The sequence below is a fragment of the Paenibacillus sp. sgz302164 genome (assembly GCF_056120505.1).
Genome location: NZ_JBVYOL010000014.1, coordinates 52,699 through 65,009 on the forward strand (window position 1 = coordinate 52,699; position 12,311 = coordinate 65,009).

General features: G+C 45.8%; 9 protein-coding genes and 1 pseudogene. 6 read left to right on the forward strand and 4 right to left on the reverse strand.

Annotation, left to right across the window (positions count from 1 at the left end):
• Positions 1–98: 98 nt before the first annotated feature.
• The 3 genes and pseudogenes from AC0LWT_RS22430 to AC0LWT_RS22440 all read left to right on the forward strand — a co-directional run.
• Positions 99–314: pseudogene (locus AC0LWT_RS22430) on the forward strand (IclR family transcriptional regulator domain-containing protein); the annotation flags it as partial.
• A gap of 67 nt (positions 315–381) precedes the next feature.
• Positions 382–567 carry a hypothetical protein gene (locus tag AC0LWT_RS22435; protein WP_474683671.1) on the forward strand — a complete coding sequence of 62 codons (186 nt, stop codon included), beginning with the start codon at positions 382–384 and terminating at the stop codon, positions 565–567.
• 157 nt (positions 568–724) lie between these two features.
• Entirely contained in the window at positions 725–2,620 is a 1,896-nt protein-coding gene (locus AC0LWT_RS22440) for a PrkA family serine protein kinase (RefSeq protein ID WP_474683507.1), read from the forward strand.
• On the opposite strand, the gene AC0LWT_RS22445 is transcribed toward AC0LWT_RS22440, so the two are convergent.
• From AC0LWT_RS22445 to AC0LWT_RS22460, 4 genes are all read right to left on the reverse strand, one after another.
• Entirely contained in the window at positions 2,593–3,408 is an 816-nt protein-coding gene (locus tag AC0LWT_RS22445; protein ID WP_474683508.1) for a hypothetical protein, read from the reverse strand. The genes AC0LWT_RS22440 and AC0LWT_RS22445 overlap by 28 nt on opposite strands.
• Before the next feature lie 167 nt (positions 3,409–3,575).
• Entirely contained in the window at positions 3,576–5,138 is a 1,563-nt protein-coding gene (locus AC0LWT_RS22450) for a PAS domain S-box protein (protein ID WP_474683509.1), read from the reverse strand.
• A gap of 390 nt (positions 5,139–5,528) precedes the next feature.
• Positions 5,529–7,124, reverse strand: a complete 1,596-nt coding sequence (locus AC0LWT_RS22455) for a response regulator (RefSeq protein WP_474683510.1) — start codon at positions 7,122–7,124, stop codon at positions 5,529–5,531.
• Entirely contained in the window at positions 7,121–8,938 is a 1,818-nt protein-coding gene (locus AC0LWT_RS22460; protein ID WP_474683511.1) for a cache domain-containing sensor histidine kinase, read from the reverse strand. Before AC0LWT_RS22460 ends, AC0LWT_RS22455 begins: the two co-directional genes overlap by 4 nt.
• A gap of 192 nt (positions 8,939–9,130) precedes the next feature.
• Here AC0LWT_RS22460 and AC0LWT_RS22465 point away from each other — a divergent pair, with 192 nt between their 5' ends.
• The 3 genes from AC0LWT_RS22465 to AC0LWT_RS22475 all read left to right on the forward strand — a co-directional run bounded on the left by AC0LWT_RS22465 (position 9,131) and on the right by AC0LWT_RS22475 (position 12,285).
• On the forward strand, positions 9,131–10,471 hold the full coding sequence (locus tag AC0LWT_RS22465) for an ABC transporter substrate-binding protein (protein ID WP_474683512.1): 1,341 nt from the start codon (positions 9,131–9,133) through the stop codon (positions 10,469–10,471).
• 86 nt (positions 10,472–10,557) lie between these two features.
• Positions 10,558–11,448, forward strand: coding sequence for a carbohydrate ABC transporter permease (locus AC0LWT_RS22470; RefSeq protein ID WP_474683513.1), 891 nt, complete (start codon positions 10,558–10,560; stop codon positions 11,446–11,448).
• A gap of 12 nt (positions 11,449–11,460) precedes the next feature.
• Positions 11,461–12,285 carry a carbohydrate ABC transporter permease gene (locus tag AC0LWT_RS22475; RefSeq protein ID WP_474683514.1) on the forward strand — a complete coding sequence of 275 codons (825 nt, stop codon included), beginning with the start codon at positions 11,461–11,463 and terminating at the stop codon, positions 12,283–12,285.
• The last annotated feature ends 26 nt before the right edge of the window (positions 12,286–12,311 follow it).

Here is a 12,311-nt window from a genome sequence, read left to right on the forward strand (position 1 = left end):
CAAGCAGCGCAACACCACGCACTGGGAGTTACGCGCAGTGCGAAAAAGTCCAATGAATTTCCCCTCACATGAGAGGAGGGGCATTCGCCTCCATTCCTATGCGCAATCTGGCGCGGAAGGTGTGGGAGTCCTGCCATTTAAGCGTTCTGCACGATGGTGAGTTAGTCGTGCTGCATCAGGCGGAGAGCCCCGGAAAGATCCGCTTTTCCATCGAAGTGGGCTCCAAATTCGACGCGCTGCATTCGGTATCGGGGCGGCTCCTGCTCGCTCACCTTCAGCAGGAAGAAAGAGAGCGTTATTTGGCGGAACACGAGGGGTATCAAGCGGCGGATGCCGAAGAGCGGCAGTGCATCGTCTCGGAGCTGGATATGAAATCCATATGTGGATCGCGATATCGCCGTGCTGGCGGGCAATCCGAAGGTCGGGCTGGCGGCCGCTGTGGCCGTGCCCAGCCTGATCGTATCGGGGAGGCAACTGGCGATCGAGCTTTTAAGGAAAGAACTGACCTTCTGCGCGCTTGAAATTACGAAAGCTATGGGGCTCAGCTCCGCTTCCGAACAGGGCTGATTTTTTGGCCTTTTGCATCGGCAAGAAAGCCGGTCTTTCACGTCTGCGGCAAAAATTTCGGGAAACTTATCCTCCATGAGTGCATAGGATTGTAATACACAATTCACCATCACGAGCCGACCTGGCATCACAAAGGGGGCTGTGAAAGGAGGTACCCATGGACATATTTAAAAGAATCACGGAGCATCGTACGGAGAAGGAAATGCTGGCCTGGACCGGTACGTTCGCGGAGTACATAGAGTTGGTTCGCAATAACCCTGGCCTCTCGAAAACCGCACACTCCCGTGTTTACGAAATGATCGCGTCGCAAGGCATTAACGATGAAACCGGCAATAAATCTTACAAATTTTTTAATCAGGAAATGTTCGGCCTTGACCGCGCTATCGAGAAGCTGGTGGAAGAATATTTTCACTCCGCCGCACGCCGTCTGGATGTCCGCAAGCGGATACTGCTGCTGATGGGGCCTGTCAGTGGAGGGAAATCGACCATTGTGACCATGCTCAAGCGGGGGCTTGAACAATTCTCCAAAACGGACCGCGGTGCCGTCTACGCCATTAAAGGCTGTCCGATGCATGAAGATCCGCTTCATTTGATTCCGCATGAGCTTCGCTCCGAAGTGGAGCGCGAGCTCGGCGTGCGCATTGAGGGAACTTTGTGCCCGTCCTGCCAAATGCGTCTGAAAACGGAATACAAGGGATGCATCGAGGACGTGCTCGTCGAGCGCGTGCTTATTTCCGAAGAAGGGCGGGTCGGCATCGGGACGTTCAGCCCGTCGGACCCCAAATCGCAGGATATCGCGGATTTGACGGGAAGTATAGATTTTTCGACCATCACGGAGTACGGCTCCGAATCCGACCCGCGGGCTTACCGTTTTGACGGGGAATTGAACAAGGCGAACCGCGGCATCATGGAATTTCAGGAAATGCTCAAATGCGACGAGAAGTTTCTTTGGAACTTGCTGTCTTTGACCCAGGAGGGCAACTTTAAGGCAGGCAGGTTTGCGCTTATTTCCGCCGACGAGCTGATCATCGCGCATACGAACGAGACGGAGTACAAATCGTTTATCGCCAACAAAAAAAATGAAGCACTGCAATCGCGGATGATCGTGATGCCGATTCCTTACAACCTCAGAGTTGCCGACGAGGAAAAAATTTACTACAAACTCATCGGGCAGAGCGACATGTCGCACATTCATATTGCTCCGCACGCCTTGAGAGTCGCGGCTATTTTCTCGATTCTCACGCGACTGAAGGAAACGAAAAAACAAGGCATGGATCTTGTCAAAAAAATGCGCATGTATGACGGCGAAGCCGTCGAGGGCTACAAGGAAGCGGATTTGAAAGAGATGCAAAACGAGTTTATCGAGGAAGGCATGAGCGGAATCGATCCGCGGTATGTCATTAACCGCATCTCAAGCGCCTTGATCCGCCAGGATCTTCAGTGCATTAACGCGCTGGATGTGCTTCGCGCCTTGAAAGACGGACTAGATCAGCATCCGTCCATCACAAAAGACGAGCGGGAGCGCTACCTCAACTTTATTTCCATAGCGCGCAAGGAATACGACGATATCGCCAAGAAAGAGGTGCAAAAAGCGTTCGTCTACTCTTTTGAGGAGTCGGCCAAAACGCTGTTTGACAATTACCTCGACAACATCGAAGCCTACTGCAACTGGGGCAAAATTAAAGATCCGCTTACCGGCGAGGAAATGGATCCGGATGAGCGGCTGATGCGCTCGATCGAGGAGCAGATCGGCATTTCCGAAAATGCAAAGAAAGCGTTCCGCGAAGAAATTCTCATTCGCATTTCGTCGTACTCCCGCAAAGGCAAAAAATTCGATTACAGCAGCCATGAACGGCTCCGCGAGGCGATTGAGAAAAAGCTGTTTGCCGACCTGAAAGATATTGTAAAAATCACGACATCGACCAAAACGCCGGATGAGAAGCAGCTTAAGAAAATCAACGACGTAACGAAACAATTGATCGACGAGCACGGATACTGCCCGGTTTGCGCGAATGAACTGCTTCGCTACGTAGGCAGCCTGTTAAACCGGTAATCCCGCTTGGTCGAAACGAAGACCGCCTCCCGAATTTGCGGATTCAGGGGAGCGGCGCGATGAAAACCGGCGTGCCGCGAAGAGAACTCGCACCCGGTGCTCCCGGTGTGATGTAAAAACCACCGCGCGCAGAACGCCTGCAAAAGCACCATCGGCGGAGGCCACGCGCGGAAAGCGGCAAAAGCACCACCGTCGGCGGCCACCACGCAGAACGCCTGCAAAAGCACCATCGGCGGAGGCCGCGCGCGGAAAGCGGCAGAAGCACCGCCGTCGGCGGCCACCACGCAGAACGCCTGCAAAAGCACGATCGGCGGAGGCCGAGCGCAGAGAGCCGGCAGAAGCACCACCGTCGGCGGCCACCACGCAGAACGCCTGCAAAAGCACCATCGGCGAAGGCCGCGCGCGGAAAGCGGCAGAAGCAACATCGGCAGCGGCCGCGCGCAGAACACCTGCAAAAGCACGATCGGCGGCCACCGCACGCAAAAAGCCTGCAAAAGTGCATCTTTTTGCGCCGCGATATGCCGGATGAGGATTATTCCTGCAAATCTGCAGTTTTTTTTGCTAAAATGCGGGTCTCCGCCCACGTTGATCGGAAATTCCTGTACAATTGCAGGCTTTTCGCTGAAATGAGCCATTTTTAGGGAAAAAAACTGCACTTTCGCAGGTTTTTTCCCTGCCAGCCGCTTTGCGCCTCCCACTTCGGCGTGCCAACCCGAGCGTGACGGCGGGGAAGAGTGGCTGCGCCCTCTCTGAGTCCTCTTTCGCTGGTTTCGCGAAAGCTGCTGCATCGGCCCCTCCGGCCCGATGGACGTCAAACCCTCCACGGAACGATCGTACCGTGGAGGGAACGCTCCGCCCGGGGCCGGCGGAACGATGAAAACCACCGCGCCGGCCCTCCGGCCGCTCAGCGCCCAAAAGCCTCCATCCCTTACGGATATGGAGGCTTTATTCCGTATCAAGGGGAGACCCCCTTGATATTTTTATAAGTGGGCAACGTGATTTCGACAACCGTGCCCTGGTTCATTTTGCTTCGGATGTGCATGCGGCCGTGGTGGTTTTCGATGATCCGGTAGCTTACCATGAGACCGAGTCCGGTGCCTTTTTCCTTCGTCGTATAGAAAGGCTCGCCCAGCCGCGGAAGCCTGTCCTCCGGAATGCCGACGCCGTAGTCGGTAAAGACCAGGGCGATTTCGTTTTCACCGTGGAGCCGGGCCTCGACGAATATTTCCCCGCCATCCGGCATGGCGTCAATCGAATTGTTCAGGATGTTGATGCACACCTGCTTGATCTGGTTCTCATCGCAGTGAATCGGCGGCAGGCCGTCTGCCAAATTGCTGGCGATTTCCACATTGTTCATGATCGCCTGAGAGCTGAGCAGGGCAATCGTGTTCGTTAAAATCTCCTTGATATCTTTGGGCTGGAAAGAAACGGCTTGCGGTTTAGCGATGACGAGGAATTCGCTTACAATAAAGTTAATCCGGTCCAGCTCGGAGAGCATAATGTCGTAATAATGCCGGTAATCGGTAGTTTTGTTTTGCAAAAGCTGGACAAATCCTTTGAGCGAAGTAAGCGGATTGCGGATCTCATGGGCGACACCGGCGGCGAGTTGTCCGACGATGGAAAGCTTTTCAGACTTGATCAGCATTTCTTCCGACCTTTGCTCCTCCGATATATCTTTGCAGATCGCATATACGCCGGCGATTTGCTCGTTGACAATAATGGGCACGTTGATCACGCTTAAGGATACCGGCTGCCCGAGCTTGTGAATGAACGAAATCCGGTAAGTTTGCGTTTCGCCCTCCAAAGCTTTTTGAAAATGCTGCTCCCAATGCTCCACGTCCTGCGGAACGATCATGTGCTTCATCGATTTTTGCAGCAGTTCGTTCGCAGGGTAGCCGGTTATTTTCTCCGTAGCCGGATTGACACTTATAAAAATGCCGTCCGAATCGAACGAACATATCGCATCGGGATTGTTTTCATACAATGACTTGTACCGCTGCTCGCTTTGCTCCAACAGCTTTTCGGCCCGCGCCCGTTCGTAGATCGCCTGAATCATCGCATAGGATCTGTAAAACTGATCGTCGCCGTTCTGCGAAATCATTTTACGGAGCTTTTCGTCGGAATCGCTGTCTGCAGGGAAGCCCTTATCCTGCTCGTGGCTGGCAATGCGAAGCATTTCCATCACATTGGTGATATGTTCGCGATGAATGCGCGCCGCGGAGGCCGTTTTGGAGAACTGCTTGCCTGGAGTGCCCAAATAGACGATGCCCTTGCCAGGATCGTAGTCGGTAATATAGTTCATATTGACCAAATTCGTCTGATCGATCAGCCGGAATCCGTCTTCATACAGCCATTCTTCAAAAGCATCGGGAGAGGAGCAGTAATAATAAGCGTCCTCCAGCGTATGGATGATGTACTCCTTGTTGCGGATACATTCAATCTTGACTACGTCTTCTGATGAGATGAGCAGCGTTTTCGAACCGCGTTTACCATCGCGAGTAACGGGTATCTTGGGCATACTTTCAACTCCTGGTCCATTCATGCTGTATGAATCTCATTATACAGTTTTCTGTGAAATATTTCTTTATTTCGTATAAAATCGGAGCAAAAACAGGATTGCAAAACAAAGTATGAAAACGATTTAATACAATTATATACATTATGTAACATTTTTGTAAATTTAAAAAGTTCAATCTAAGAAAACCTTGATAAATCAAGTGTTATTTATGTTTACCTCACTTTCGCTCATCACCAATTCCGGGAATCGGAACGGGTGTTTTTGTGACAAGAATATCCTGAGCTGATTGTCCGGCAGGTGGATTGAAGTGTTTAGCGTTTCATGTACAAGTTACAAAAACTGCATTGGTGGTTAGAGAAGGGGACGACTAGCCCCCTCCTGCTCAATTTCTCATCGTATAGGCAAATTATTTCGATATTGATTTGGGGTCAGCCCAGTGTACTTCCTAAAAACTTGAGAGAAGTATTTTTCATCTTGATAACCGACTTGATAGGCGATTTCACTAATTTTGATCCCAGGATTAGAGAGCAACTCTATGGCACGGTCGATTCGGATCTTATGCAAATATTCTAAAAAACCCATGTTTAATTGCTGTTTAAAAAGAATACCCAGGTAGCCAGGGGTTATGAAAACTTCTCTTGCCACTATGTCTCGGCTGATATCTTTGTTGTAATTTTGATTTATATAAGCCAGAGCTTCTAGAAATATCCTATTATTGTTTTTGGATGAGTTTATTTGATCACTTATTCTGCACATAATCCCTGTTATTACACTTTTAATCACATCCATGCTTGAACTAGTGAGGATCTTTGACAGCTTTGGGAAATCCTCGACGAAGATTTCATCGGTATTTATGTTTTTTTCGATACAAAAGTGAAACAAACTAAAAGCTAGAGCAAGCATGGAGTTGAGAACATGGCTTTTCGAGCTGCTTTCGGGTTTTAATGCATAATGAAATGCATTAAACTTTTCGACCATTACTTCCCGACTACCAGAGATAATGGCCTGAATAATGGCTTTCTCTTCAGAAAGGGGATATGAAGTTGCTTCTATATCCTCCTCCATGTAATTAACGATTTTTTCCGAGCCTTTAAAAAACCGTTTTTCTAGTGCATCTACAGCTTCACGGTAAGATGAATGAAGGTAGGAAATTCCCTTGTCCATACTTCCAACACCTATTGAAATTGTAAGTGGAAGATGCTGACTAACTCCTGTTTGTAACTCCATCATAATCCCCTGGAAAGCCATCGTATCAATCCACTGATCTGTGTTAAGGATCAATACAATGCTGTCCTGATGTTCAAAGGCTGCACAAACGAGCGTTTGCGAAAGTATTTCTTCCGTGATATTTTTAATCGCAAACTTAAACAGCTCAATCTCCTTATAATTAAATTTTTGTTCCAACGTGTAAAAATTATCAATTTCAAGCACCAGAACGCCAAACAACATCTTTGGAAATGTAATGTGGTTAAGGCTTAGCATCGCTTCAAGACGATCAGATGGGGGACGCTCTGATAATACCAAGCGACTCAATGTCCGGTCCCGTAACAAAGGCAAGCTACTTTGAAAACCAATACGTAATTGGTCCAACGCTTCACTTTGCTTTTTTTCTTCGTTAATATGATTTGCTTGTTTCTTGATAACGTCCAGAATCTCATCCGGCCGGCTCGGTTTTAATAAATATTCGCATGTGCCGAACGTCATGGCTTTTTGAGCATAAGCAAATTCATCGTATCCACTGAAAATAATGTTACGAATGCTAGGATATAATACCGACACTTCCTTAATTAACTCGAGGCCATCCATAACTGGCATTCGAATGTCAGTGATAATGATGTCTACTGGGAATTGTTTAATTATCTTGAGCGCTTCAGCCCCATCACAAGCTTCACCTGCAATATGGATGTCATGCGAATTCCAATCAATTGCATTTCGGATCCCTTCACGGGCACGCCTTTCATCGTCAACTATTAGTAAGTTAATCATAAGATTACCTCCCTCTCGCCCTGATTTAATGGGATTCGAAGAAATACTTTTGTACCTACACCAATCTGACTCTCCACTCTTAGCGTATATTGATCATTATAAAAGTGCTGCAAGCGTGCAAAAACATTGTGAGTTCCGTAGCCGCTGGTATCGCTCGAAAGATTGGACCTGCTTGGAGGGACGTAATTCATAATTTTATTTATTGTAAATTCATCCATCCCGATTCCATCATCCTCTATCAGAAATTCAAGATTGTTGTTGACTAAATTACCAGAAACTCTAACTGCTCCACCTTCATGTTTTTTCTCAATTCCGTGTGTTATTGCATTTTCAATAAAAGGTTGAAGAATCAGCTTTAGAATGACGTAATGATCAAGCTTAGATGGGATTTCAATGCTGTATTGAAGCTTTTCCTCAAATCTCATCTTCTGAAGAGCGAGATAATGGCCGATAAGTTCTTTTTCCTTCACTACACTGGTTAGACTGCTGCCACGGTTTAAATTAAGCCGAAGCAGCCGAGAAAGACTAATAATCATATCGGAAATTTTTTTGTTTCCGGAAGTCTGAGCTTCCCAAAAGATTGTATCCAGCATGTTATAGAGGAAATGTGGGTTAATTTGTGCTTGCAGGGCTTTGAGCTCTGCCTCTTTTTCGCTAAGTTTAAGCAGATAGACATCATTTACTAAGGTTTTGATTTTCGAAACCATACTGTTATATCCCCTACCAAGTTCACCAATCTCATCTCGATATTTGATGTTCACACGTTCTTCGAAATTTCCATTTTGAAACCTCTTCATAGATCTCTGCAAAGCTTTAATTGGTGCTGTAAGGAAGATTGTGCAAACCAGCATTAATGGCAAACTTAGAATTAGGCATATGAAAATTAAGATGAACGTGAATTCTTTTATAGCATTCAATTCATTTGTGAGGAAAGCAAGGGGGACCGTGTAAAAAACACGCCAACCTAAGGAATCCATCGTGCTAAAGGTGACTAGCAATTTTTCACCGTTTACTGTTACGATTTTGGTCCCTGTTAGCGATTTGTCATCTATACCGTTTAAAACCTTTATGAACCCATCCATCTGATATTGTGGCATTCCTGCTTGCATTAATAGCGTACCTTTCTGATCCAATAAGACGATACCATGATCATTATCATAAAGATTTTTTAGATAAAGCTTTCGGACCGTTTCCGTGTTAATGCCCAAAAACAATAATCCGATATGTTTTCCGTTGTAAACATTACGTACGATTCTGCTCATGCCAATCATTTCATTTTGGTCATCGTGAACAAATGTATTTTTTTTATCCGTTAACGGAAACCAAAGTGGAGCACCATTTTTCTGAAGAATTTGCGAATAAGTTGGACTTTCGTGAATATCGGAAAGCGCATAGGGATTGCTGCCGTTGCCAGTGGATTCACTAAAAAGAGGGTTCTCCTTGGTTCCGTAAAGGGATAAGTAATCAAAAATGCGGGTAGTCAGCATGTAATCCATAATGGAGGCTGTTGGTCCATTATAAAGGGTGTTCCCTAGTGACTCACCTGAGCTGCCTCCTTGTGAAAGTTCAGATTGAATGGGCTGAGAAGAAATGAATACGGTTGCCCAATCCTCAACTTGCTTACGCATGGAGGATATGCTGTTCCCGATCTCTCTTATGATTCCAATGTTGGTCGTACTAACTTTATCGATAATCTGTTTTTTGACTGTCTGGTACGAATAAAAACCTATTGAAAGCGTGATCAGTGCGATAACTGAATAGAATACGACGAAAATTTTGAGACGTATGCTTAAATCCAAGTAAAGTCTTTTCATAAGGTTCGCCGCCCTTTCCCATCAAGGTGTCATTCTATCAATTATAATCACGTATTCGAACGGGAACAATATGGGTGTTGCTAACAGTTACGAAATTTCAACCTTACTGTCTTTTTCTCCGCTGAAATTTCACGATGTCCATGATAAGATTGCTCACGTAGCAACAAAATGAACTTCCAAGGGGGAATACAAATGCATAGAAAGACTGCAAGCAAATTGCTCTTCGCATCACTAGGTCTGATGGTTCTGTTGACAGCATGCAACAATGACAATGGCAATTCGAGTTCCAGTCCAAACTCCGCTACGGATTCTGCAGCACCGGCTAAAAAAGTAACGTTACGTTTCTTCTCGAACTTGCCGGATCGGAAAGCTGGTCAAGGACTTGCTGAACAAACGATTATTAACAATTACATGAAAGAGAACCCGAATGTAACAATCGAGGTTGAAGCACTAGGGGAGCCTTTCTCGAATAAGTTAAGAACTTATATGGCATCGAACGAACCAATTGATATCACTGCAGTATTTGGTGGAGCAGAACTAAATGCTCTGCGGCAAGCCGGATATGTAAAGGAATTGAATCCTAAAGATTATAACAACGATAGCTTCGGTTTCCTGCCGGGTTCACTTAAGAACTTTACGTATGAGAGCAAGCTGTACGGACTACCTAGGAGCAGCGACTATGAAGTCATTTATTACAACAAAAAATTGTTTGAAGATAACGGCGTGAAAATACCGACGACAACCGATGAACTGATCGCTGCCGCGAAGGAATTCCGTAAAAAGAACATTGCTCCAATATCTATGAATGGGAAGGATCAGTGGAATCTGGCGGAGTTGTACCAAAACGTTGTTCAGCGCGTAAATGGCGATCAGCAAGCCATTCTGGATGCAGTGGACGGCAAGAAGTCCTTAAAAGATGATCCAAGCTTCCTCGAGGGGGCGAAGATTTTCAAACAGTTCCGGGATGCAGGTCTGTTCCAAGATGGCTTTATGACGGCTGACTACGGAATGTCCCAAAACCTGTTTACGCAAGGGAAAGCAGCAATGTGGTATATGGGCTCTTGGGAATCAGGCATGGCTACAAATGCAAGCCTTCCTGAAGAGTTCCGAAACAACCTGGACGTTATTAAATTTCCTGTCGTAAGCGGCGGAAAGGGCAAAGATACCGATTTGCAGGCGTGGAATGGTGGAGGCGTTTCCCTAGTCAGTGCGTCCCCGCATCCGGAAGAAGCAAAGAAATTTTTTGATTACATGATGGGTGCTGGGCAATGGCCTAAAGTAAGCTGGCAAGTTGGAGGCCTTGTGCCGGCACAAAAATATGAATTGGCAGGCAATGAATCCAAAGTCCAAAAGCAAATGAGTGACATTCTTACAAGTGCCACATCCACACCAGGTATCTCCTGGATTGACCATGGTACCCCTAGCTTAAAAAATGATATCCAAAATGTATTCGGTGAATTCTTCAGTGCATCATCTTCGCCTGAACAACTGGTCGACAGGTTACAGGCAGCAATTGATAAACAATCAAAATAAGTAAAGTATGGGTCAGGGCTAGGCTAAATGTGTGGGGTAGGGCTGAGTACCTGCTCCATACTTTTAAAAGTATGAGGTGGTGCATCATGCAAAAAGTACTCAGTAATAGATTGTCCATTTTAATTTTTGTTTTTCCAGGGTTACTGTTATTTTTATTTATGTTTCTGGCTCCGATTATTTTAAGTGGATATTATTCTTTCACGGAAACAATGGGACCAGGAACGAAGATTACGATGGTTGGTATGGACAATTATCGAAATTTACTCTTTCATGACAAGCAGTTTTGGGTTTCGTTACGAAATGCTCTTCTGCTCGGTCTGGGTTTCATCTTTATCCAACATCCGCTATGTATCTTTTTTGCTCTCTTGCTGGACCGGATCGGAGGTAAGGCTGAGAAGATTTTTCGCACGATTTTCTTCATCCCCTGCGTAATTTCAGTTGTCGTTATCGCAAAAATGTGGCTGTCCATTCTCGATCCCAATTTTGGCATATTTAATAAGTTCCTTATTTCAATCGGTTTGGGGTCGTTAAAACATGCTTGGCTGGCTGATACGAACACGGCTTTGGGGGCAATGCTCCTTATCTTAATTTGGTCGGGATTTGGATGGGGATTATTGTTTTACTATGCGGGAGTCAAAGGAATACCGGAGGATATGTATGAGGCGGCGCGATTGGATGGAGCTTCCGGATTTAAACTTCATTGGAAGATCACGGTCCCTCTTTTATCCCCGGTAATTACGATTCAGGTTACTCTGGCGATTATCGCGGCGTTGAAACAAATGGAAGGAGTTTATTTGACCACGGGCGGCGGTCCTGGAGATGCCACGCAATTTTTAGCCGTTTATTTATATAACAAGGCATTCAAGGCAAGTGAGTATGGATATGCCAATGCAATCTCGATATTGTTTATTATCATTTGTTTAATTGCCTCCTACATCAGCAATAAAATCACGAGTCGCAACTCAGTTGAGTATTAGGAGGTTTGGGGAATGAAATCATTGAAGAAAGTTTGTCTATGGATATGTTGTATCTTAGCTGCTCTTGTGCAGTTATTTCCTCTGATCTGGTTGGTGAATTACTCTTTCTTGGATAGCAGTGAGTTTTATTCATCGGAACTTATTAAGTGGCCGAGCTCACCAAAGTGGGGAAATTACGCAAATGCTTGGGTTGATGGTAATTTCTTGAAATATCTTACAAATAGCATCGTCGTATCAGGCGTCTCGATTGTTCTTACGGTCTTAATATCTATAATGCTGGCTTATGCATTCACCCGAATGAGGTGGAGATTCAGAGGCATCTTTTATACGATCATTCTGCTTGGTATCATGATTCCTCTTCACGCAACTTTGCTGCCTGCCTTTGCTATGTTTAAAACATTAGGGTTGAGGGATAGTTACTGGGCACTGATTTTGCCTTATACAGCTGTAAATGTACCATTAGGAATGTTTATCCTTTCAGGATTTATGCGTACTATTCCGTCTGCGCTTGAAGAATCAGCGATCATTGACGGTTGCGGTATCTTTAGACTTGTATTTCAAATTATCCTTCCATTGATGATGCCCGCCGTCGTCACGGTTGCGGTCAACTCCTTTTTGACTTGTTGGAATGAATTCATTATGGCAGCAACGTTTTTAAGTAGGGATACGTATAAGACATTGCCGTTTTCAGTTCAGAATTTTACAGGTTTGTACTCATCCGATTACGGCTCTCAGTTTGCTGTAATGGTATTGATATCGGTACCAGCAATACTTATTTACGCGCTATTTAACGAACAGATTACTAAAGGTGTTACGGCCGGTGCAGTAAAAGGATAGCTTGCTTCAGCACCGTTCAAGAAAAT